Annotated in this window: 24 protein-coding genes; 10 read left to right on the plus strand and 14 right to left on the minus strand. The window is 42.1% G+C overall.

Going from position 1 to position 23,086, the window contains the following annotated elements:
- Positions 1-2,195, plus strand: a 2,195-nt coding sequence (recG, locus tag G1O98_RS08855) for an ATP-dependent DNA helicase RecG (protein ID WP_163928480.1), incomplete at its 5' end; no start/stop codon positions are given.
- A gap of 34 nt (positions 2,196-2,229) precedes the next feature.
- Here the strand turns inward: recG and G1O98_RS08860 are convergent.
- Entirely contained in the window at positions 2,230-3,183 is a 954-nt protein-coding gene (locus G1O98_RS08860) for a glycosyltransferase (RefSeq protein WP_345940537.1), read from the minus strand.
- A 450-nt stretch (positions 3,184-3,633) separates the two neighbouring features.
- On the opposite strand from G1O98_RS08860, the gene G1O98_RS08865 reads away from it, so the two are divergent.
- Entirely contained in the window at positions 3,634-5,994 is a 2,361-nt protein-coding gene (locus G1O98_RS08865; RefSeq protein WP_163928481.1) for a PhoX family phosphatase, read from the plus strand.
- 60 nt (positions 5,995-6,054) lie between these two features.
- Here G1O98_RS08865 and G1O98_RS08870 read toward each other — a convergent pair whose 3' ends face one another.
- Positions 6,055-6,612: a PEP-CTERM sorting domain-containing protein gene (locus G1O98_RS08870; protein ID WP_163928482.1), complete on the minus strand. Its 558-nt coding sequence runs from the start codon at positions 6,610-6,612 to the stop codon at positions 6,055-6,057.
- 443 nt (positions 6,613-7,055) lie between these two features.
- Here G1O98_RS08870 and G1O98_RS08875 point away from each other — a divergent pair, with 443 nt between their 5' ends.
- Complete coding sequence (locus tag G1O98_RS08875) at positions 7,056-8,258, plus strand: argininosuccinate synthase (RefSeq protein ID WP_114080385.1); 1,203 nt, start codon at positions 7,056-7,058, stop codon at positions 8,256-8,258.
- Between the two features lie 130 nt (positions 8,259-8,388).
- Here G1O98_RS08875 and G1O98_RS08880 read toward each other — a convergent pair whose 3' ends face one another.
- Positions 8,389-9,021: a DedA family protein gene (locus G1O98_RS08880; RefSeq protein ID WP_163928483.1), complete on the minus strand. Its 633-nt coding sequence runs from the start codon at positions 9,019-9,021 to the stop codon at positions 8,389-8,391.
- A 488-nt stretch (positions 9,022-9,509) separates the two neighbouring features.
- Between G1O98_RS08880 and G1O98_RS08885 the strand changes: the two genes are divergently transcribed.
- Complete coding sequence (locus G1O98_RS08885; RefSeq protein ID WP_114080387.1) at positions 9,510-9,842, plus strand: STAS domain-containing protein; 333 nt, start codon at positions 9,510-9,512, stop codon at positions 9,840-9,842.
- 469 nt (positions 9,843-10,311) lie between these two features.
- Here the strand turns inward: G1O98_RS08885 and G1O98_RS08890 are convergent, their stop codons facing one another.
- Entirely contained in the window at positions 10,312-10,872 is a 561-nt protein-coding gene (locus tag G1O98_RS08890) for an Npun_F5560 family protein (RefSeq protein WP_114080388.1), read from the minus strand.
- 205 nt (positions 10,873-11,077) lie between these two features.
- Entirely contained in the window at positions 11,078-11,428 is a 351-nt protein-coding gene (gene rpsF / locus G1O98_RS08895) for a 30S ribosomal protein S6 (RefSeq protein ID WP_012411808.1), read from the minus strand.
- 367 nt (positions 11,429-11,795) lie between these two features.
- On the opposite strand from rpsF, the gene G1O98_RS08900 reads away from it, so the two are divergent.
- The gene (locus tag G1O98_RS08900; RefSeq protein WP_163928484.1) at positions 11,796-12,569 is read left to right on the plus strand and encodes a fumarylacetoacetate hydrolase family protein; all 774 of its coding nucleotides are present in this window, start codon (positions 11,796-11,798) and stop codon (positions 12,567-12,569) included.
- Positions 12,570-12,571: 2 nt separating this feature from the next.
- On the opposite strand, the gene G1O98_RS08905 is transcribed toward G1O98_RS08900, so the two are convergent.
- Together G1O98_RS08905 and G1O98_RS08910 are read right to left on the minus strand one after the other, a co-directional pair.
- Positions 12,572-13,048, minus strand: a complete 477-nt coding sequence (locus tag G1O98_RS08905) for a Tic20 family protein (RefSeq protein ID WP_012411806.1) — start codon at positions 13,046-13,048, stop codon at positions 12,572-12,574.
- A gap of 81 nt (positions 13,049-13,129) precedes the next feature.
- On the minus strand, positions 13,130-13,327 hold the full coding sequence (locus G1O98_RS08910; protein WP_041565682.1) for a hypothetical protein: 198 nt from the start codon (positions 13,325-13,327) through the stop codon (positions 13,130-13,132).
- A 560-nt stretch (positions 13,328-13,887) separates the two neighbouring features.
- Here G1O98_RS08910 and G1O98_RS39805 point away from each other — a divergent pair.
- Both G1O98_RS39805 and G1O98_RS08920 read left to right on the plus strand, forming a co-directional pair.
- On the plus strand, positions 13,888-16,986 hold the full coding sequence (locus G1O98_RS39805; RefSeq protein WP_243458383.1) for a hypothetical protein: 3,099 nt from the start codon (positions 13,888-13,890) through the stop codon (positions 16,984-16,986).
- A gap of 239 nt (positions 16,987-17,225) precedes the next feature.
- The gene (locus G1O98_RS08920; protein ID WP_084227157.1) at positions 17,226-17,336 is read left to right on the plus strand and encodes a photosystem I reaction center subunit VIII; all 111 of its coding nucleotides are present in this window, start codon (positions 17,226-17,228) and stop codon (positions 17,334-17,336) included.
- A gap of 185 nt (positions 17,337-17,521) precedes the next feature.
- Here the strand turns inward: G1O98_RS08920 and G1O98_RS08925 are convergent, their stop codons facing one another.
- The 6 genes from G1O98_RS08925 to G1O98_RS08950 all read right to left on the minus strand — a co-directional run bounded on the left by G1O98_RS08925 (position 17,522) and on the right by G1O98_RS08950 (position 19,991).
- On the minus strand, positions 17,522-17,641 hold the full coding sequence (locus G1O98_RS08925; RefSeq protein ID WP_012411803.1) for a photosystem II reaction center protein J: 120 nt from the start codon (positions 17,639-17,641) through the stop codon (positions 17,522-17,524).
- A 70-nt stretch (positions 17,642-17,711) separates the two neighbouring features.
- Positions 17,712-17,834 (minus strand): photosystem II reaction center protein L, encoded by a 123-nt coding sequence (locus tag G1O98_RS08930; RefSeq protein ID WP_012411802.1) that lies wholly within the window; start codon positions 17,832-17,834, stop codon positions 17,712-17,714.
- A gap of 8 nt (positions 17,835-17,842) precedes the next feature.
- Positions 17,843-17,980, minus strand: a complete 138-nt coding sequence (psbF, locus tag G1O98_RS08935; RefSeq protein ID WP_012411801.1) for a cytochrome b559 subunit beta — start codon at positions 17,978-17,980, stop codon at positions 17,843-17,845.
- A gap of 9 nt (positions 17,981-17,989) precedes the next feature.
- Positions 17,990-18,238 (minus strand): cytochrome b559 subunit alpha, encoded by a 249-nt coding sequence (psbE, locus tag G1O98_RS08940; protein ID WP_012411800.1) that lies wholly within the window; start codon positions 18,236-18,238, stop codon positions 17,990-17,992.
- A gap of 165 nt (positions 18,239-18,403) precedes the next feature.
- Complete coding sequence (locus G1O98_RS08945) at positions 18,404-19,423, minus strand: photosynthesis system II assembly factor Ycf48 (RefSeq protein WP_163928485.1); 1,020 nt, start codon at positions 19,421-19,423, stop codon at positions 18,404-18,406.
- 232 nt (positions 19,424-19,655) lie between these two features.
- Complete coding sequence (locus G1O98_RS08950; RefSeq protein ID WP_114080394.1) at positions 19,656-19,991, minus strand: rubredoxin; 336 nt, start codon at positions 19,989-19,991, stop codon at positions 19,656-19,658.
- A gap of 342 nt (positions 19,992-20,333) precedes the next feature.
- On the opposite strand from G1O98_RS08950, the gene ndhC reads away from it, so the two are divergent.
- Genes ndhC through G1O98_RS08965 form a run of 3 tightly spaced genes read left to right on the plus strand, consistent with a single transcriptional unit; the run spans position 20,334 to position 21,947 of the window.
- Positions 20,334-20,696 (plus strand): photosynthetic/respiratory NAD(P)H-quinone oxidoreductase subunit C, encoded by a 363-nt coding sequence (gene ndhC / locus G1O98_RS08955; RefSeq protein WP_012411797.1) that lies wholly within the window; start codon positions 20,334-20,336, stop codon positions 20,694-20,696.
- Positions 20,687-21,424, plus strand: coding sequence for a photosynthetic/respiratory NAD(P)H-quinone oxidoreductase subunit K (ndhK, locus tag G1O98_RS08960; protein WP_163928486.1), 738 nt, complete (start codon positions 20,687-20,689; stop codon positions 21,422-21,424). The genes ndhC and ndhK overlap by 10 nt, the downstream gene beginning before the upstream one ends.
- Entirely contained in the window at positions 21,417-21,947 is a 531-nt protein-coding gene (locus G1O98_RS08965) for an NAD(P)H-quinone oxidoreductase subunit J (protein ID WP_163928487.1), read from the plus strand. The genes ndhK and G1O98_RS08965 overlap by 8 nt, the downstream gene beginning before the upstream one ends.
- Before the next feature lie 477 nt (positions 21,948-22,424).
- Here G1O98_RS08965 and G1O98_RS08970 read toward each other — a convergent pair whose 3' ends face one another.
- The gene (locus tag G1O98_RS08970) at positions 22,425-22,967 is read right to left on the minus strand and encodes a transposase (RefSeq protein WP_163928488.1); all 543 of its coding nucleotides are present in this window, start codon (positions 22,965-22,967) and stop codon (positions 22,425-22,427) included.
- Positions 22,968-23,086: the final 119 nt, after the last annotated feature.

The raw sequence follows: 23,086 nt of genomic DNA on the forward strand, positions 1-23,086 counted from the left end.
GCAGGGGAGCAGGGGAGCGGGGGAGAATTAATCAATTAAAAATTCCAAATCCAAAGTCTCCAATTGTTAGTGAGGTGAGTCGGAGGCTTGCACCGAAAATTGACCAAAAACTCAGTGATTTACCAGAAATAGGTTTCAAAAAAGCTGATAATTTGGCACGGCTTGGTTTACACACCGTCCGCGACTTGCTTTTCTATTATCCTCGTGACCACATTGATTATGCGCGTCAGGTGAATATCCGCGAGTTACAGGCAGGTGAGACGGTGACAATAGTGGCTACAGTAAAGCGTTGTAACTGCTTTAGTAGCCCTAAAAATCAGAAATTATCAATTTTAGAACTAGTCGTAAAAGATAATAGCGGTCAAATCAAGATTGGTCGTTTTTACGCAGGTACACGTTTTAGTAGTCGCGCTTGGCAAGAAAGTTTAAAACGTCGTTATCCAGTGGGTAGTATTTTAGCCGCGTGTGGGTTGGTGAAAGAAAGTAAATACGGCTTGACGCTTGATAATCCAGAACTAGAGGTTTTGGCAAATCCAGGAGATTCGATTGAGTCGCTGAATATTGGGCGAGTAGTGCCAATTTATGGATTGACTGAAGGCGTGGTGGCAAATACAGTTCGACAGGCGGTAATTGCTGCTTTACCTGCTGCGGCTAACCTGAAAGACCCTTTACCAAGTGGTTTGCGGCAGAAATATGGTTTGATGGAATTGAAAGATGCGATCGCTAATATCCATTTTCCCAGCGATAGCGCCGCTCTACAAGTCGCCCGTCGCCGCCTAGTTTTTGATGAATTTTTCTACCTACAACTTGGGTTACTGCAACGTCAGCAGCAAGCAAGAGCGATTCAAACTAGCGCCATCCTTGTCCCGCGAGGTCAACTTGTAGAAAAATTCCACGAAATACTGCCTTTTAAACTCACTGGCGCACAGCAACGAGTTCTCAACGACATTCTCAACGACTTACAAAAACCCGTGCCAATGAATCGTTTGGTGCAAGGCGATGTCGGTTCTGGTAAAACGGTCGTCGCTGTGCTAGCTATCCTCGCAGCAATTCAATCTGGCTACCAAGCGGCGTTAATGGCTCCCACAGAAGTTTTGGCAGAACAACATTATCGCAAGTTAGTTAGTTGGTTTAACCTCTTACATTTACCAGTGGAATTACTGACAGGTTCCACCAAAACTGCTAAACGAAGACAAATACATTCTCAGTTAGGAACTGGTGAATTACCTCTGTTAGTGGGAACTCATGCCTTAATTCAAGACTCTGTAAACTTCCAGCAACTGGGGTTAGTGGTGATAGATGAACAGCATCGCTTTGGAGTAGAACAACGGGCGCGTTTGCAACAAAAAGGCGAACAACCCCATGTGTTAACTATGACAGCTACCCCGATTCCTCGAACCTTGGCACTGACGATACACGGGGATTTGGATGTGAGCCAAATTGATGAGTTACCACCAGGACGACAAAAGATTCAAACAACAGTATTATCTGGTCAGCAACGCAACCATGCTTACGACCTAATCCGCCGAGAAATTGCCCAAGGTAGGCAAGTTTATGTGGTTTTGCCCTTGGTGGAGGAATCAGAAAAACTGGATTTGCGATCGGCTGTTGATGAGCATCAAAAGTTACAAGAAAGCATTTTTCCCGATTTTCAAGTTGGGCTACTACATGGTCGGATGAGTTCAGCCGAGAAGGACGAATCTATTACCAAATTCCGTGATAACCAAACGCAGGTTTTGGTTTCTACTACCGTTGTCGAGGTTGGTGTAGACGTACCTAATGCTACAGTCATGCTCATCGAAAATGCAGAGCGATTTGGTTTATCACAACTGCACCAACTGCGTGGGCGTGTAGGTCGTGGTGCGGCTCAATCTTACTGTCTGTTGATGAGCAGTTCCAGAAGTCCTGATGCTCAACAACGTTTGAAGGTGTTGGAACAATCTCAGGATGGCTTTTTCATCTCAGAGATGGATATGCGTTTTCGTGGCCCAGGGCAAGTACTGGGAACTCGCCAATCGGGAGTGCCAGATTTTACCTTAGCAAGCTTGGTCGAAGATGAAGAAGTTTTACTTTTAGCGCGGCAAGCAGCAGAAAAAATAATAGAGATGGATGTTACTCTAGAGCGCTGGTATTTGATGAAAGAAGAGTTAAAGTATCGGTATGAACGGTTGATGGGTGGAGCGATTTTGACGTAATGTGACCGGATAAAATACTAATCTCATCGGTAAATCACAATGCTTGCTGCATTTCGGCATAGGCTTCATAGACACCCTTCACGTTGTACCAGTTGAGAAAAATTCGAGCAATTTCTAAAGCTAATTGCGGTTTGCCTAAATTAATTAGCCATTGCAAAAACGGAGCCATTGTCCGTTCATTAAGTGCGCCATTGAGGGACAAAAGTCCCCAAAGTAAGCGATGTAGCCAAGTCATTTGAATCATCATTCGCACTTCCCATGTGGGATGCTTCTGATAAAATAAAACTCCCATCCGTCCGCGTTGAATTTCTTGGTCAATCAATCGGGGAATTTGCTCTAAGTTAAATGCTGGATGCCAGTGATATCCTACGGCTTCTGGACATTTAATTAGTGTCAAACCTAGTTTTTTCAGCCGCACACCCAATTCTAAATCTTCCCAGCCATAGAGTTGAAAGCTGGTATCAAAAAGTCCCGCTTTCTCTAACCAATGTTTAGGGATTGCTACATTTCCCGTAGCAAAAAAAGCTGCTGAAAAATCTGTGACTTTGTAGGGTTCAGCCGTTGGGTTATTGAAATTACAAGTATTGATAACTGCGCCGTAAGTGAAAAAGCGATCGCTCCCCAATTTCTCTTTCCCCTGCACTAGGGCGTTCCCATGAGCTTGCAAGAAATTATTCAGCACTACTAAATCACTATCAATAAAGATAATTGTGTCTCCCAGCGCCTCTTTTACTCCCAAATTCCGAGCCGCAGCTGGGCCAGCATGATCTTGCTGAAACCATCGCACATGGGGAAACTCTTCTTTGTGTGCTGTCAACCATTCCAATGTGCCATCAGTAGAACCATCATCCACCAAGACAATCTCGTAATTAGTAACCGAACTTGGCTGGCTTAACTCTTGCACCTCCAAGGCGCGGAGGCACTTTTCTAAGATCGGTTGGCGATTATAAGTCGGTATCACAACGCTGAAAAACACAGTCTCACCCACAACATTATTTATCCATCTCCAGGATAGGACAGATGAGGTGCTGACACTGTTCCTTTGCTGATTCTGGTTAAGAAAATGTCAAAGGAAATAATTGTTATAGGTATTCCCCGATCATCTCTAATTTGTATCCGCCCGAAAATTCTCAAAGTAAGTTTATTTAACAAGGCAGAATTCATTCTGACTTCTGACTTCTGACTCCTGAATTCTGTTTGATAAATCTCCATTAATCAACATATAACCTGATGTTAATTTTTGGTCATTAGATTATATGACAAACTTAAAACTTTTTGTCTAGTTATGTAACCTAAATAGCAAACAACCTTTTGTTAATAACAGGTTACTTACTGTTCAAAATCTGTGGCATCTCACGTAAATAATTGATGGCTTTTTCTGCCAGTAATCAAGATTTGCCTCTACTAAATTTTTTATGTCACAACACAGGAGTATTTAATGTCTAAATTAAGTCGCAGACAAATTTTAATATTTTTTGCTGGCAGTGCTGGTGCTGCTGTATTGGGAGACACAATTCTAAATGGTGTTTCTAGTATTGCAGAAGCAAATAACAGACAACTAAGCTTTACACCAGTGCGCTTACCCCATCCTTTGCCCGTTTATAAACAGCAAAAAAGTTTCTTGCCAACGGCAATTGGTCAAGGACAGGTAATTAATCCATCTGCAAATGCGAAGTTAAATAGCTACAACGTAGTTGATGATGTGGTAGTGCCACCAGAGTATGAACGTTATGTAATTATCAGCTGGGGCGATCGCGTCTTTCCTAACCCTGAAGATTATTTCGGTTACAACAACGATTATACGGGTTTTATTCCTCTCGGCAGAACCAACGATGTAGGCTATTTGTGGGTCAATCACGAATACGTGAGTTTTCCTTTTTCTGATCTAGCACCAGAAGCTCCTGCTGATGTTAAAGGATTGCCTACTACCTTTGAATCAGTAATTGGCTGGGCTTTACCTTCCACTAGAAATATTGAATTTGACGGCGAAGCACTATATAACTTAGGCGGCTCAATCGTCCGCATCTCCCGACGTAATTCCAGTAACCGCTATGCTGTGGTTAAAGGTGATGCGAGGAATCGCCGCCTTCATGGTCTTTCTGGGTTAGGAATTAATAGCCAAAGGAGTGATGAATATAAAAATGTCACTTTTTGGGGAAGTCGTAGCTACCAAAAAGGCGATCAAAACTATCTCATCGCAACTGGCCCAGCTGCAACCCAAGTATTTAACCTCTCCTCCGATGGATTGGGTAACAAAATTATTGGCACTGGCTATAACTGCTCTGGCGGTACAACTCCTTGGGGAACTATTTTAAGTGCTGAAGAAAATTTTCAAGGCAGTGTAGGATCTTTTGTTGGTGTCACAGAACCAGTTACCCCTAATGGTACTCAAACAGGTTACATCGATGGCACTACTGGTAAGACCTTCGGTTTAGTTGGTGAAAAATACGGTTGGATTGTCGAAATTGATCCCGTTAATCCGAATTTCCGCCCTCGCAAACATACTTCGTTGGGTCGTTTCCGCCATGAAAACGTTGCTATCCGTGCCGAAGCTAAGAAACCATTAATAGCCTATATGGGTGATGATAGACGTGGGGGACACACCTGGAAATTTATCAGTGCAGGTGTGATTTCTTCACCAACCAGTAAAGCTAACAGCAGTTTGTGGGAAAGTGGTACATTGTATGTCGCCCGCTACAATCCAAATGGTACGGGTCAATGGATACCATTACGTTTAACTACTCCCAGCAATCCCATTCCGCCATCGGTAATTTCTTCTGTAGAATTTGCTGCTTTGGGTTCGGCTCAAAGAAATGGTCTTTTACCCCTACCAAAACGCAATGGTATTGCAGGTCAAACTACAGATGGTGGTTCCCTCGCAGTCGATCGCACCAATGAAGCTGATAGACTACCTGATTATCAAGGTAAGAAGCTATCTGACTTCTACACTTCCCAGGGTGCTATTCTCGTTGATGCTTTCTTAGCAGCGAATTTGGCTGGCGGAACTCCCACAGCACGTCCAGAAGATATAGAAGTGCATCCGGCTACCAAAGAAGTCTTCATTGCTTATACTGATGGTGCGCCGGGAAGCGACGGTTATCCAGATTCACGCATTTTCCAAGTTGCCAAGTTGAGTACAAATTTCAACGCAACGCAACAATCAGGGGGATTGTACAAGCTTATTGAAGATAGTGCCGATGGTACTGGTCTAACCTTCCGTTGGCAGAGATTTGCTCAGGGTGGAGAAGCCGGATCAATTTCTGGTACTGGTTTTGCTAATGTAGATAACCTAGTGTTCGACAATAAAGCAAATGTTTGGGGTGTGACAGATATGTCTACCACCACTCACAATGGTTTTAATGTTGGTGCTGCCGGTACTGTAACTACCATCGACCACACAGCCAATGGTAATGTTTCTAACTTCACAGGAGTTTTTGGTAATAACTGGCTATTCTACATTCCTACTACTGGTGCTAACGCAGGAGAGGTAATACCGTTTGCTCATGGACCGGTGCGTTGTGAGATGACCGGGCCAACTTTTGTGGGAGATACGCTGATTATTTCCGTCCAGCATCCTGGCGAAGATAGCCCAATTAACGATGGTACGATTTTGAGTCGTGAGATTGAATTACTGGATTTGAGTGGTGTTACATTCAATCAGGCTCGCACAGTGCCTCGTGGTAGTAGTTGGCCAAGTAACATCTCAACTGCTGACGGTGGTAAAGGTCAACCTAGAAGCTTTCCTAAACCATCTGTAATTGGCATCAAACGTAAGAATCCTACTGGTGATTTTACTTAGACTTATGAATGTAGAGACGTTATTTATAATGTCTCTACATTGATTTCCAAGGTCGTGCTATTAATTTACCCCAGATAGTTTTTTCTTGCGTTTCATCGCCAACGCCATACCACTTGCGATCGCTATACCACTAATAGTCATCGGTTCTGGTACGGGTGTACTCTTAGAGTAGCTTACTGTACCCACATCTGTTGTAGACAATAAGTCAGCACTCAGAATGCTATAAAATTTTGTTCCTCCTGTATTTGGATTACCTGGATCGTTACCAATAAAAAACTGATCTTCAACTAAATAGCTCAGTCCTGACAGGTTGCCATCTGTAAAGCTGACTACAGGAGATAAGGGGTAATCAAAATCACTTGTCTCTGTATACTGACTACCCAAGTAGTCAAAGACAATAGATAATCCATTGCTAACGCCTAGGGTTTCCTCACCTATGCCAGTTAAGGTCGAGTCATTATATTGAAAAGAGCCGAAATATTGACCAGGATTATCGCCCGATGTCGCATTCACGGTGAAACCATAATTAACCAAGGCAGCTTGCGTCGGTTTAGCAACAGTAGCAACCGAGATAGCAACAGCAAAAGTAGCAATGCTAATATCTTTAGCTAATTTCATCAGATAATGCTCCGAAGCTAAAAAATGATTAATTCTGTAATTTCACTTAAATAAACTTTCAACCTATGTATATAGGTTAAGAAATAATAAACGAAAGATGATCGTGGTTAAATCTTCAAGTTTGTCAGCTATATATAAAAGTTGTGTAAACTTATTCCATATTTACAGCAAGCTATGTTGATATTTGAAGCTGATTATCAACACTTCTTGAAAACAAAAAATATTTTCCATTAATCTCATTAAAAATATTGAGACGTTCAAAACTGGCTTAAAAATATTTATATTCAAGCGATCGCTTTATAAGTAAACTTCCACGAGAGTGAACCGTAATTCTGACTCCTAACTTCTAAATCCTTCTATAGGTTGTTGCATGAATAAAATATACCTGGGTTAGTTCAGATATAATAATGACTCATTCTTTGTTGTCCTAAGTGGAGAAATTAATGGGTCGCGCCAAAAAGGTTGTCCTGGCATATTCTGGTGGAGTGGATACTTCCGTTTGCATCCCTTACCTCAAACAGGAGTGGGGTGTGGAAGAGGTGATTACCCTAGCAGCAGATTTAGGTCAGGGAGATGAATTAGAGCCAATTCGAGAAAAAGCTCTGAAATCAGGTGCAAGTGAATCACTCGTGGCGGATGTCAAAGACAGCTTCGTTAAAGATTACGCTTTTGGAGCGATTCAAGCCAACGCACTTTATGAAAATCGTTATCCTCTAGGAACTGCTCTTGCCCGTCCACTGATCGCTAAGATATTAGTAGAAACGGCTGAAAAATATGGTGCTGATGCGATCGCTCACGGTTGCACCGGCAAAGGTAACGATCAGGTTCGCTTTGATGTCTCTGTGACTGCCCTCAACCCCAATCTGAAAATCCTCGCACCAGCCAGAGAATGGGGCATGAGCCGTGAGGAAACCATCGCCTATGGTGAGAAGTTTGGTATCCCCTCACCAGTCAAAAAATCTTCTCCCTACAGCATTGACAAAAATTTGCTCGGTCGTAGCATTGAAGCTGGTTTACTCGAAGATCCGTCATTTGAGCCACCAGAAGAAATTTATGAGATGACCAAAGCGATCGCTGACACTCCTAACGAGCCAGAGTACATCGAAATTGGTTTCCACGGTGGTATTCCCACAACCATCAACGGCATAGCCAAACAGCCAGTTGAGCTAATTGAAGAACTCAATCAGCTTGTAGGAAATCACGCCGTTGGACGGATAGATATGATTGAAAACCGTCTGGTTGGCATCAAATCGCGGGAAATCTACGAATCACCCGCGATGTTAGTGCTAATCCAGGCACATAGAGATTTAGAAAGCTTGACTTTAACGGCAGATGTCACCCATTACAAGCGTGGCATTGAAGAAACTTATAGCCAAATCGTTTACAACGGTTTGTGGTACAGTCCACTCAAAGTTGCACTAGATGCCTTTATTCAAAAGACACAAGAGCGAGTCTCTGGCACTGTGCGAGTGAAGCTATTCAAGGGTAACTCCACGATAGTTGGGCGTTCGAGCGATAATTCTCTCTATACTCCTGATTTGGCAACCTATGGAGCCGATGACCAGTTTGACCATAAAGCCGCTGAAGGTTTTATCTATGTTTGGGGACTACCAACTCGCATTTGGTCACGGCAAATAAAAAGTTAGGAGTCAATTCAATTTTAGATTTTGGATTGAAGGAGAAATCTAAAATCGGCAGAGTTAGGAGTTAAAATGCAAAATACAAAAGTAAAAATTCAAAAAATAACTTTTTACTTTACTCCTAACTCCTCACTTTTTACTCTTCACTACTAGCTTCTTTAACTTGGCGAGACTCTAGCCACAGGGGTACAACAATTAAGGCAGTGATGATTAGTAAAGCTGCGATCGCAAATTGACCTACCCAAGCAACCAATTGTTCTAAAGAGACAATTTTGCCAGCAAAAAAAGCTAATGTCACCATCAAACTAGCCCAAGCAACTGCTCCTAACAAATTGTATAAAAAGAATTTTCCAAAAGGCATTTCGGCTATACCAGCTAATGGTGCCGCAAAAACTCGCAATAATGCTAAAAAACGTCCGAAAAATACAGCTTTAGCAGAATTTTGACTAAATTGATCTTTAATAGTCAGCAACCGTACTTCAGAAATCCGAAATATGCTACCAACTTTTACCAGAAAAGGCCAACCGCTAACTCTACCAATCCAATAGCCACAAGTGCCGCCAATTACCGCACCCATAATTGCGTCACCGAGAACCAGCCAGTAATTTAGTTCATCGCTGCCAGCTAAAAACCCGCCCACAAGGGTCACGGTTTCACCAGGAAGGGGAATGCCTAAATTTTCTAGCAAAATTCCCAAAAAAATTGCCCAATACCCGTAATTATGGGCCAATTCCTGGATATTTTCTAGTGAAATCAGCTCTAAAGACATTCCGCACCGCCGTCTTTACAAATTTTTACTTTTACTATATCTTTGCTTGTTTTTGGGCGGGGTGTCAATCAAACCGCTACATTGACTCATTCGGTCATTAGTTTAATTCTGAGTAATCCATAGTTCATACTCCTATGGAAACTATTAATTTTTGAGTATTAACTGTATAAATCTTAGCATTTCCTAGCACAAGTTAATTTTATTTAAAAATAAATAAAAAGAAATTACAAAAAATTTATATATCTCTGGTTAAATTATAAAAATTTCGTAAAAGATACGATTGATACCGAAATTATGAAGTCCTTATGCCTATATTTATGAAAGTTATCACAAATTATACGACATGAATACTGAAATAATTACTTTCAATTGCAAGGCTGCAATCCCCTAAATATCTAGGGAAAACAGTCATTTTGCCTTTGAAAGAGAAGAGGTATTTATGTCATTTTTCGATTTTTAGTCAAGTGTTCAATTACCCTGTTGAATTTATGATTCTCACACAAGAACTTCAAGTTATTTTGTTTAAACCCCAAGGAAGCATAGATTTAGAAGGCGGAAAGGCTTTGAGTGAACAGATGGCTGGAGTAGTGCCTCAAGCTCATCAACTCTGGGTTATTGACTTAGCAAAAGTTAATTTCATGGACAGTTCTGGGTTAGTTCCTTTAGTCAAAGGGTTGAAAGCTGCACGTCAGAGCGGTTGCCGTTTAGTTCTATGCAACGTGCAAACTCCTGTACGGCTAATTTTGGAACTTACCCAGCTAGATACAGTGTTTGAAATTTTTCCCACTTACGAAGACATTTTTACTGGCGAAGATATTTAGTCTGGTGCTAGCAGGCTTAGATAATAAATCTACCTTTAGATGGATGGTAGAGTCAATCAATAATTTGCATTTTTTCACATTTCCCCAAATATTCTCACTCGTCAAAGATAACAGTCTGGTGCTAGCAGGCTGATTTTTTATATTATCTAGATAATGAAATGTTAAGGAAAACTCATGGCTTTGATCTAGGTGGTCTTAACGACATAGAAAAGCGGAAAATTACCAAAATCAGTCAAAGAAAATGCAAAGAATTGCATTCTCCCTAGCACCATTAAATTACTCGAAGCTAATTGCTCTAAATCCGACGCAACTAACGCAAGGAAGCAAGAGGTAAGAAAGGTTAGAATATTAGCCTTTGCGTTATTTCTAACTCTATAGTGATTTTTACCTTAAATGTATTACTTGGATGTCTCCAAGATGCTTTGCTATGACAATTTCTTACCTCTTCGATTCCACCATAATGGTAACTTTAGGCATTCTGGGGAGTTGAAAGATTAGTTTGTTCCGACGCTGGGCGGGGAAAATTTGGCAAATCAATTCCACTGTGACTAGCATTGCGAGTTTTGAGTGCTAAACGGTAACTCACACTTTGCAGTTCTGCTTGCAGTTTGCGATTTTCTCGTTGTAGCATTGCTACTTTTTCTCTCACTGGTGTCATCCGCTCCTCAAACTTTCGACGGTAAATTTGAGGCAACTCTTGTACTACTTGCTCTAACATCCGAGTGCGATCTGTAAGTTCTTGGACTGACTGTCGCAATTGATAAATTTCGGAGTCACGAGTTGTAATTTGCTCTTGGTAGAACGCCACCTGCTGCTCAACAGCTTGGAGTTGTTCTTGTAATGCCTGTAACTGGCTCAGATCGCGCTCAAGATCCGGCTGCTGGGGCATAAAACTAGTATTACCCTTTACTAGCCGGAAGAGTTCTTGAGATAGTTGTTGCACTAATTGATCGCGGAGTTGCAGCTCTTGGCGTAGCTGCGAAACTTCCGTAGAGAGAACTTGAATATTTGGTGTATCAGATTGGCTCACAGTAGCTTACAGCTCCCATTCAGAATCTTGTCCACTCTTAGGTATAACTGCGGGAGTACTACCTTTGGCAAGTATTTGTTAATTTAGCATTCCCAATTAAGTTACGAAAAAAGAAGAAGACAAAATTTTACTGAATGGAAATTGGGAATTGGGGAAAGATTTACTAAAACAGCTTTTCTGCTCCCCGCCCTATACTCCCTGCTCCTTAGACGGTTGCAGCTACTTTAGTGGGCTTTTCCTTTTCCTCTTTAGGGGGTTTTTCCTCTGCGATATCCTGCTTAATTGTCAAATAGCGAATCACTTCTTCACTCAAGCGCATAGCGCGTTCAAAAGGAGCGATCGCAGTTGCAGGCGCAGTGTAGTTTAACTGGATATAGATCCCATCGCGGTGTTTTTTGATTTCATAAGCTAGACGACGCTTACCACGATTTTGAATTTGGATATCCTCAGCGCCTTGGTCACGAAGCAAATTCTGATATTTAGTAATTGCTTGCTCTGCCTGTTCGTCTCCTAGGTCGGGACGGAGGATGTACATTGTTTCGTAATTTGTAGTCATATTTTCCAGTTTCCTTATGGACAAAAAGGTTGCTGACATCAATTTATACTTGATTTAAATTTAAAATACTAGTATTAATCAACATCGGAAGCAACAAGGAACTATAATCTTACCAGTTTTCAATTTGAATCATTAGCCAAATCGCCGAAGTTTGTATATTTTGGATGTCCCTAATGAAAACTAGGTCGTAAGGCTACCTCCAGAGCCTCTCACTGACCAGCAAGGGGAGTGAGGACAACGTATCTTTCTCTAAGGACATCTATAGCGGCTTTCAGGCTCAACGCTAAATTGGTTTGCTAAAAAGCTAACTGAGAATTACTCCCGCTCAAAGTTTCTAATCGCAGATAAAAGGATATTCATCAAGGTTATGGCACAGCGCTACGTGCGAATTCAAAATCAAGAAGGACAGATTTACTATGGGATACTACAACTATCCCTCAATGTGCAGGTGCTAGATGCTCCGCCCTGGTTACAAGGACAACCAACTGATTTAATTTTGACACCAGAAAATTATCAAATTCTGGCTCCTTGCGCTCCCTCAAAAATTGTGGCGGTGGGTAAGAATTATGCAGAACATGCAGCCGAAATGGGAACTCCAGTACCTTCTGAACCACTAATTTTTCTCAAGCCACCCACGACTATCATTCCATCTGAGAGAGAAATTAAGTACCCTCCCCAGTCACAAAGAGTTGACTACGAAGGAGAGTTAGCATTAGTGATTGGCGATTACGCTTTTGAATGTACACCAGAGGTAGCCCAAACAAAAATTTGGGGCTACACCATCGCCAATGACGTAACAGCGCGGGATTTACAAAAACTGGATGCTCAATGGACGCGAGCTAAAGGTTTTGATACTTTCTGTCCTTTGGGCCCTTGGATTGTGCGGGAGCTAAATCCAGGAGCGAGATTGCAGACTTTTGTGAATGACGATGTTAACCCAGTTCAATCTGCCTGTATCGATCAGATGGTATTTTCCCCTGATGTTTTAGTTTCCTACATTAGCCAGGTGATGACGCTACTACCTGGTGATTTGATACTTACAGGTACACCAGAGGGTGTAAATCAATTACACCCAGGCGATCGCGTCCGCGTCGAAATTGAAGGTATTGGTCGCCTGGAAAATACCATAGTGGCTCGTTAAGACTAGCGTACTTGCATGTACACTGCATCGGAAATCGCTGGGATTTCTGCATAACGCCCGCTTACAGACTGGATTACTGAATATGCAACTGCTCCCACTATGCCGATAAAAATGGTTGTGGATAGAGTTTGGATTGCAAAACCACCAACGGGAACTAGTCCCACAACATCAGTGAGGATGTTAAACAAAAAGATAATGATGTCCAAAAGGATTGCTTGCATGGTGTTGAAACGAATAAAGTGACTAATTTTTTCGTTTCTGACTACTAGTAAAAATAAAGCAAAGAAAATAATCATTCCTGCATAACGCACGCCGTAGTAAATTCTCAACAATGGCAGAAGCGGCAGAAACAGTAGTTGTAGCGGTGGAAAATCTGATAGCAAATATCTACCAAATACAAAAACCTCAATCAGAGGAAGCAAATAAGGCAAACAAGCAAAAATTCTATCTGAAACCGTTGTAGACCCGCGCCAAGACATTATGCGTTCTCCTGTGGTTAAATTTATATAGTTACTTGAGCTTAGGATAACGCAGTTACTTGGTCTTGCTGGTAAATTAAACTATTCTATATGGGCAATGCGAAAGCCCATCATGCACTCATACTGGTCTGGCTGCTGTTGAGTAAGTTTGCGAATGGCTTGACCACAGCGTAGTTCACCTCCACGCCAACGGGGTTGACCGCTCCTGTCAGCGAGTAAACAAGACTGGCAAACTTGCTCAGGGGCAAGGATTTGCTCGTCCATCAAAATGACTAGCATCGAATCCCTCCTGTAAATCCTTATTGTCACCTACATTTCACTCAGGTGAGGATACTTCTTTGAACCGCTTCAGGTAAGTTGGGCGCGTGCTACGCGATTAACTGTGGATTTGCGATGACGCTTTGCATCTGCCAGAGGCGATCGCAAATCACACTTAAGAGCCACATCCTACCTTCCTTTTTGTAGCAAAAAAGTGGAAAACCACAATTCAAGAACAATTGTCAAGTGAATCTTAATTTTTATTGTATGTTGTGTCTATTGCAAATTTGACATTTGTAGTAAAAAATGATACAAAAATATTCCTATTAATTTGATCATAGACAGCCAACGGTGTCCATTGTATTCCTGTTAATTTAGCCGTGGAGAGTGCCAAAGTTAATATTCAGGAAACAACAAAAGCTTTACACACAAGCAACACGGCGATCCATTGAATTTTCCGGTAAAACGGAATTAACTAGATAGCTATTTAAGGGGTACATTTACAAAATACTGGGGTAAACTTGCAAGCAAGTTAATACACAATATTACTCAGGGGCTCGTCGGTCTGGGCATCACTCACAATGGAACACTGGCAATTTCTGATACAGAAACAAGGCGCTCGCTCGTGGCATATCCTAGAATCGCCAAATTTGGAAATTTTGGAAGGGCAGTATAGAGTTTTGGCTCGTTCTAGCCTTTCAAATACAGACGTGGAAGTGCGGGTAACTCACTCTTCAACTCAGGAAGTTCAACCAACGCGGCGAATTTTCAAGCGATCGCGTCGCACTAATTCAGAAGGCTTAATGGCGGTAATTCCCTTTACTTACTTTGATGCGGGAGTTTGGGAGTTGCGCTGTAACGGCGATTTGATGTCGGATTTACTCGGTAAATCTTGGCAATACAGTGTCCAAATTAAAGTATTGTCCGAGGAAGAAGAGGCAGAGCAAAGGAAAAATCTAGAGTCAAATTTACTTAATCAGGCTGATACTGTTTCTGAAAACTTGGATACTGCCCCGGAAGAACCTGCAATTACTTTAGATGAAGCGATCGCAGTTTCGGCAGAATTGGCTACCACAGTTGTTCCAGATGAAGAGAACTTGGATGCAGCCCCAGAAGAACCTGTAATTACTTTAGATGAAGCGATCGCAGTTTCGGCAGAATTGGCTACCACAGTTGTTCCAGATGAAGAGAATTTGGATGCAGTTCCAGAAGAACATGCAATTACTTTAGATGAAGCGATCGCAGTTTCGGCAGAATTGGCTACCACAGTTGTTCCAGATAAAGAGAACTTGGATGCAGCCCCAGAAGAACCTGTAATTACTTTAGATGAAGCGATCGCAGTTTCGGCAGAACTGGAAATTGCTACAGATAGCAACTCTGCTACCACTGTTGTTCCAGATGAAGAGAACTTGGATGCAGCCCCAGAAGAACCTGTAATTACTTTAGATGAGGCGATCGCAGTTTCGGCAGAATTGGCTACTACAGTTGTTCCAGATGAAGCGGAAAAAGATATAGTTATCGATGATCCTGTGAGTCCTGTATGGCTCAAAGGTGAGACGGCAGAGCAAATTTTACAAAATTTAATAGATTTAGCTTTACCCGATTCTGAACTGCTTCTGAATGATGAAGAGGTTACAGATTCGCCAGCAGCAGAACCACCATTATTGTTAACTTTAGATCGAGATAGTTATATTGCTTGTTGGGGACAAGCTCTTACAATCAATGGGCGCATAGAACTTAAAGACAATACAAATTTAGAGCAGGGTGAAACATTATCTCCAAAAAGCTTGCAGGCACTTGAACTAGGAATTGAACTGCGATCGCCCCTAGAGTCGGAAATCTTGACTCAGATACGACACTTACCAGACCAGGAGTTACCCTTCACCATCAATACCTCAATTGATATTCCTGCTGACTTTGAATCGAAGTTAATTTTGGCAGATATCAGTTTGTATGGTCGATACGCCGATGTTGATGAAATTATAAGGTTAGCCAGCCAGTCCTTCACAATTACAGCAGATGTAACAGAATTACTGGCAATAACAGCCGCAGCAAAACCTAGTACATCCTTAAATGACCCTATAGCCCCATCGGACTCGCCTGATGCTTCCACAGAGCCAGAGACCGCCGTGAGGATCGATTTAAAACTATTCAATCTGGTCAAGATTTCAAAAACAGATCAGTCCCAAATACTCAATCCATCTCCAAATACAGCCCTACCGCCGCCAATTAACCTGCAAGTTCTGCGAGAAACCACTCTGCGGAAATCTAAAAGTTCAGGCAATTCGCCTCAATTACCGAAATTGCCGCCTCTTCAAATCGATGCTAACCCTCACACAGATGTTATTGCAGAATTCCCTACACAAGAGGAACTTCTAGAAAAGGATACAACTATAGCTGCTATCAACTTGGAGCAGCTAGTTATCAAGCAACGTCGAATGTCAATCCTCGATACAACTTTTCCATACTTGAGACGGGTACAAGCTTTGCCAGGTGATGCAGAAGAAGAAGTAAAAAATAATGTCCCTCCAGATACATTGGAAGGTGAAGCGGCTGAAGAATTGCCACAATTAGACGCAATTGTCGCTGAGGATGAAAATATACCGGAATTAGTGCTACATGATGCACAATTTCAGGAAGAATCTGTTGCTGAGATAGAAACCCAGCCAAATGCACAATTTCAGGAAGCATCTGTTGCTGAGATAGAAACCCAGCCAAATGCACAATTCCAGGAAGAATCTGTTGCTGAGGTAGAAGCCCAGCCGAATTCACAATTCATTACAACAGGCAATCTGTACTCATCTCCCTTACTGAGGAAGTGGATGCAGAGCCAAGGATACTCTTTGCCTGAATCCATCAATGAACTGGAATCTCAAAACTACGATCGCAATGTTCCAGGCCAGCAGACTCAGCTTTTTCTGAGTGCTGGAACTCCCGATGTTGATGTCGATTTGCCATTAAGCCTGGATGATGCCACAGGGACGTGGGAAGAAGGACAAGAGTCGGTTTTTGATCTTGAGAACTTAGGGGAAGATGCAGACACAGCAAATGAAGCTGATCTAGAGACAGTGGAAGATCCGGTGGTAGAAAAAGTATCTGAACCAACACTTTCAATGGCTCTGGTAAGACAACTACCGCCTCCCCCTCCTCCGATAAAAGTAAATATAGCGTCAGCTTGGTTGGCGCAAGAAATCGTTGTAGATGATACAGATAGTGAACTAGAAGCCGATACAACGAATAATTACTTGTTAGAAGAAGATAAGCAACCATTGTTAGGTTTATCCCCTTCTCTATGCATAAGTGCGGGAGCCATTGAGCCTTTGCCAATTCCGCAACTGTATCTACCAGAAGGCGAACTAATCGCCGACAAGTTGATCATAGTGCGCGTAGTACTGCCTGAAGTACCTCCCCAAGTAGTTGTGAAGTTATGGGTTGAAGATTATCAAACTCGCTGGTTACTAGATGGGCCCCATTTATTGACAAATTTACTACCTAGTGTATTGGGAGGCTTGGAAGTAATGACACAATTAAAGATTCCTTTTGGCTGTTTAGAAATTCGCATAGAAGCGATCGCACTTGATTTGACAACCCAACAAGAAAGCCATAAAGTCACAACAGTAAGGACTGTAATTCCTCCAGACTTGCCAAACTTGCAGCTAGATGAACTACTGGGTATGTAACTCAGGGATGAAGAGAAATTGGGGATTGGGCAAAACAGTTCCGTTAGCGGATAGCTAAGGTTTAGCCCGTGCTGAGTGACGAGTTAAGAGTTACGAATTCTCCCTCTGCCTCCCCTGCCCTCTGCCCCCCTTGTCTCCCAAGATGGGCTGTGTTAAAAATCTTTAGAATTTCAAAAATCTGGCAGAATTTGCAGTAAGCTCATTTTGAATTGTAGTGTTATTTAGCAGGAACTTTTACTATGGCAGCTTCCTTTTTGCCTTCTATCTTCGTTCCCATCATTGGTTGGGTTTTGCCAGCTATAACCTTCGCATTTCTGTTTTTATACATTGAAAGCGACGATATCAGCTGATTTAGTCATGAGTCATTAGTCATTAGTCATTTGCGAAAAACAAATGACAAAGGATAAAGGACAAATGACTATTGACCAAAATTAATACCGCCTATCTCATAGAGACAGGCGGTTTTTTTAAGGTTGATTTCTCAACAAATGCTAGAAAATCCTAACTTATAGTGTTCGGTTCAAACTAACTAATGTTAAATCGAAGAACCGAGTCCGGCGTAGGCACCATAAAAGAAAATGCCCAAGACTGTAATTATACCTAAACCTGCGATCGTAGCGACGACCCACAGGGGAATTCTCCCACTTCCAGACACAGCTTCTCTCCTCCCTTAACAACAAATCAACACACGCTCAACAAACAAAGATTAAAAAGAGTAGTTCCAGTTAGTTAAAGAAGTAACTGGAAAACAGAATCCCCAGAACGAAAACTAGTAGTAGTCCCAGGTATAGCGAAGTCCGGTTTAGTTCAACCGGCTGATTATTGGGATTGGGCGATCTTTCTACCATAATTGCTCCTAACGGTGAATAAATTGCATTGCGGCGATCGCGCCTAAAAAGAATACAGTTGGTACACCTAAAGTGTGTACTGCCAGCCATCTAACGGTAAAAATTGGATAGGTAACTGGTTGATTGATGTTATTGCCGCTAGTCATGATCTCAAACTACTTTCCAATAAATTGTTCAACTTGTTTTTTAGCTTCAAAACGGTTCTTCACAATTGGCACTTCTTGCCGCGCTGGTGTGAAATACTCATTGGGGCGAGGTGTGCCAAAAGCATCATAGGCCAGCCCTGTGCTGACAAATAGCCAACCAGCAATAAACAATGCTGGGATGGTGATGCTGTGAATTACCCAGTAACGAACGCTAGTAATGATGTCCGAAAACGGACGTTCTCCAGTGGTACCTGACATTTAGATCCCTACCTTATACATAGAGTGTTATTGAGTTTATTATCCTACAAAGTTAAGAAAGAGTTACAAGTTGCAAAGTTCTTCTCAGAAATAGGTATTGGGGATTGGGGATTGGGGATTGGGAAAACTCTTACCTAGTCCCTAGTTCCTAGTCCCTAGTCCCCATTAAGCCGCTTCTTGAGAAGTTGTTTCAGGGTTCGGGAGATATTTGAGCAAAACGCCGCGATCGCCAATTATAAATCCCCGTTCTGGCTCTAAGAACACAATCTTATACAAATTAGCGGCAACTTCTTCGACCTCACGGTCTTTTTCCCAGGTTTTGCCACCGTCGCCACTCCGAAGCAAATTACCGCTACCGCCACCTATCCAAATTTCATCAGGTGTACGATATGCCAAATCTAGTAAACCCCAACTGGTGGCTAACTCTGGATATTTTGCCTCTTGCCATTCTTCAGGTTTAGTTGGGTCACTAAACTGAATTTGACCTCCTCTAGCCAGCAACCACAATTGCCCATTGTTGGCAAAACCCATATTTTCTACCCGCCGAGAACTGTTGCGGTTATGAGGTACCCAAGCATCTTGTCCTGGTTCCCAAGTCGAGTAGAAGCTACCCTTGGCAGAAACGGCAACATATTTACCATCAGCAGAACGTTCCAAGTTACGCACTACACCGACGGCTGATTCCACCTGGGCTTTCCAGTTTTTGCCGCCGTCTGTAGTTTTATATATGGCTCCCACATCAGTAGCCATTTCAGCTGTATTGTCTGCTAATGCCTTAACTGCGATCGGGCTACCTGGTAGCTTTTCGCTCAGGGGAATACGTGACCAAGAAGCACCTTCATCCGTAGTATGCAGCAACAGTCCAGGCTCTCCAGCAATCCAGCCTTCTTTACCTGTAAAACTTACTGAATCAAAACGATACTTTTGCTCATCCAGTTGCAGTGTTATTGGTTTCCAGGTATTACCACCGTCATTGGTTTCCAATAGGGTGGCATTGCTACCTACTAAGTAGCCATGCTCAGGGTTATTAGTAAAAGCAATATCCAGTAGATTCGAGTCTGTTGGCACAGAAATGACTTTCCAGGGGTTGTAGCTAACAGAAGGAACTTTGCTACAACCGATGCACATGATGACTACTATTAACAAGGCAGCTATTCGTTGCCAACCTTTCACAATTGAATGCATTAGTATTTCTTAAGTTGTTTCTAAATTTCTGTAGGTGTTCTCTAAAAGGTTTACCTTATACCAGTTTCGGATTTTGGATTTTAGACTTGGAATTAAAAAGCTTTCCAAAAATCCCAAAAAATCTTAGCCCAATATGGTATTGAGGGTCATCGCCGCTCTACGGAACTGGTAAAACGACAAAATTATGTGATTTTAATTACACAATAACTCCCTGTTTCCCAAATAACGGCTGTCATTGTAAGCCGTAGAGACTGATAAAAAACAAGAAGCCAAGGGCCAAAGCGCCAAAAATTAAGATATTCTTTTGGGTTGGCGTTAGGTTATTGACACCCAAACCGTAACCGAGATTTTCTTTGAAACCGGATGCAGTACCCGCAGGGCCAATGTTGGCAAAAGCGGTTTTCTTGGCACTACAAACTGGACAACGCCAATTTATAGGCAGTTCTGCAAAGAGTATCCCTGAAGGAATATCATGCTTGTCGTCTCCCTTTTCAGGTTCGTAAACATAACCGCAGGCGCGACACTCGTAGCGGTCTAACACCGGAGTCTCAACAGCTGGTTCGCTCATGGCTAGGGCCTCGCAGAGGAGAATTCTTAAATATACGTTAAAAATTATGACATAATTGTTAGGCTTTTCTATCACTATCAAAAGCTAATTAAATAGTTGAAGTGTATCTGTTTCCCAGATTTCAGAAAAACCAAACAGATATAATGTAAAAGAAAGTAACGTAATTGAAGGGATTGGGGACTAGGGATTGGGAATTGGGAATTAAAAGTCAATAATTTTGTATTAGGGATAAGGGATTGTAAATTCAGAAGGATTTACCAGTCTCCAATCCCCAGTTCCCAGTCCTCAGTCCCCAGCCCCCAGTCACTACTTAAAATACTCCATAAGCGGTAGATACTCATTGTGTTTGTCCTCAGCGGTTACGAGTACCTTCTAGGCTTCTTCATAATCTGTAGCCTAGTACCTGCCTTAGCGCTCTCAGCTTCCAAGCTCCTACGACCTAGTGGTTACGCCCCAGAACGTCGCACTACTTATGAATCTGGTATGGAACCCATCGGGGGAGCCTGGATTCAGTTCAACATCCGTTACTACATGTTTGCTCTAGTCTTCGTCGTCTTTGATGTGGAGACTGTATTCTTGTATCCTTGGGCAGTAGCTTTCCACCGTTTGGGGCTATTGGCTTTTATTGAAGCGCTAGTCTTTATTGCAATTCTTGTAGTCGCTTTAGTTTACGCATGGCGTAAAGGAGCTTTGGAATGGTCTTGAATTCTAATTTAACAACTCAGGACAAACAGCGAATCATCAACCCCATTGAGCGTACCAATGTCACTCAAGACCTTTCAGAAAACGTCATTTTGACGACGGTTGATGACCTCTACGACTGGGCGCGGCTTTCTAGTCTGTGGCCGTTGCTGTTTGGTACTGCTTGCTGCTTTATTGAGTTTGCAGCTTTAATTGGTTCCCGATTTGACTTTGACCGTTTTGGGCTAATTCCCCGTTCTAGCCCCCGCCAAGCCGATTTAATTATTACGGCAGGGACTATCACGATGAAGATGGCTCCCCAACTGGTGCGTCTTTATGAACAAATGCCAGAGCCGAAGTATGTAATTGCGATGGGAGCTTGTACAATTACTGGCGGGATGTTCAGTGTTGATTCCCCCACAGCAGTGCGCGGAGTCGATAAACTGATTCCTGTAGATGTATACTTGCCTGGTTGTCCTCCCCGTCCAGAAGCAATTATCGACGCAATCATTAAGCTGCGGAAGAAAATCTCCAATGAGTCGATTCAAGAGCGGGATAAAATTAAGCAAACTCACCGCTACTACAGCACGACTCATAACCTGAAGCCAGTGGAAGAAATTTTAACTGGTAAGTATTTGCAGTCAGATACTCGCTCTGCACCACCAAAGGAATTGGCGGAAGCGATTGGTATGCCAATACCACCTGCACTACTGACAGCAAAGGCACAAAAGGAGGAACAAACCCGTGGCTGAAGAAGAATCTAAACCAGTACCAGCAGAAAAAGAAGAGGCATTGGTACAAGCGGGTAAAGTTTCCCAGTGGTTGACGGAAAATGGCTTTGACCATGAGTTTTTAGCACCAGATAAGAATGGTGTAGAGATAATTAAGGTGCCGGCAGATTTCTTGCTTCCCACCGCTACAGCCCTTTATGCTTATGGGTTTAATTATCTCCAGTGTCAAGGTGGTATAGACCTTGGACCAGGACAAGAATTGGTGAGTATGTATCACTTGATTAAAGTCGGTGATAATAGCGATCGCCCCGAAGAAGTTCGAGTTAAGGTGTTCTTACCACGGGAAAATCCTGTAGTGCCTTCTGTGTACTGGATTTGGAAGACCGCAGATTGGCAAGAGCGCGAGTCTTACGATATGTACGGCATTATCTACGAAGGACACCCAAATCTCAAGCGGATTTTGATGCCGGAAGATTGGGTAGGTTGGCCTTTGCGGAAGGATTACATCTCGCCTGATTTCTACGAGTTGCAAGATGCTTATTAGAGATTGCTGAGTTTTGGCAGTGATTAACCCCTTTCCGGTGGCGGAGAGGGGTTATGTTTTTGGTCTTTCATATCAAGTTGGTTGACAAAACTTGCTGTAATCCAGTGTTTAAAAACTTTACACAGAGGATTTTTTTTACTCAAATATTGATGAGTTGAAATTTGACTATACTTTCATAGTTTTGATAAGTGTAGGCGGTTTATTAGTTGAATACAGGTAAGTGGTGAGTTAAGTTTTAATACGCAAAATTTGGAAGTTGTAAATGTAAGTATGATTGCGTAAGCTTTTCAGTAGCTCAAAATTTTGTGCTTGTAATAAACTCATTTAACACTTTTTTTATTACGACCTGATGTGAAGTAATTCGTAGGTTGGGTTGAGGAACGAAACCCAACATTACCCATTACAATACCCAACGCTGATGTTGGGTTTCACTTCGTTTAACCCAACCTACAATTTCAGCTACAATTTAGGCGATATCTACTCTTTAGCGATATTAGAGTCAAATACAATTGCTTGCCCAGCACCCCATGTAATATCATACGTACCCTGACGAACAGAACGATGAAAGCTGGAATATTCCCAATCTTTTGGAGCTTTCACTAAACCATGTTTGACAGGATTGTAATGAATATATTCAAGGTGATTTTTAAAATCTACCTCGTCTCTAATCAAGTGTTCCCAAAAACGACGCTGCCAAATACCTCGCTCTTTTTTATTTTGCCTAGAGGTAGATAAGTTTTCCTGTGATAGAGTAATGCACTGGCGACTAAAATAGCTTTTGATCAAACGCCAACGAGTAGAAAAATTGCGATCGCCCTGTGGTAATGTCCAAATACAGTGCAGATGATCCGGTAATAAAACAAAGGCATCAATTATAAATGGGTGTTGTCGCATTACATACCGAAAAATATTTCTCAATAAAGATACGTTAGTCGGTAAGCATAATAGTCTTTGTCTTTTATGAGTTACGAGTGTAAAAAAATAAGTGCCACCTTCTATTGTGGCTCGGCGATATTGCATTGAGTTAATTTTATGATGGTTATATTTCGGGCTTTATACCAAAGTACTGGTTATAAAATATACCGTCAACTTATTGTTTTTGAGATGTGAGTTAAGAAATGAGTGAAGGGCAATCTAAT

Origin of the sequence: Nostoc sp. UIC 10630, assembly GCF_010747425.1 — a bacterium.
In the GTDB taxonomy this organism is placed as follows: Bacteria; Cyanobacteriota; Cyanobacteriia; order Cyanobacteriales; family Nostocaceae; genus Nostoc.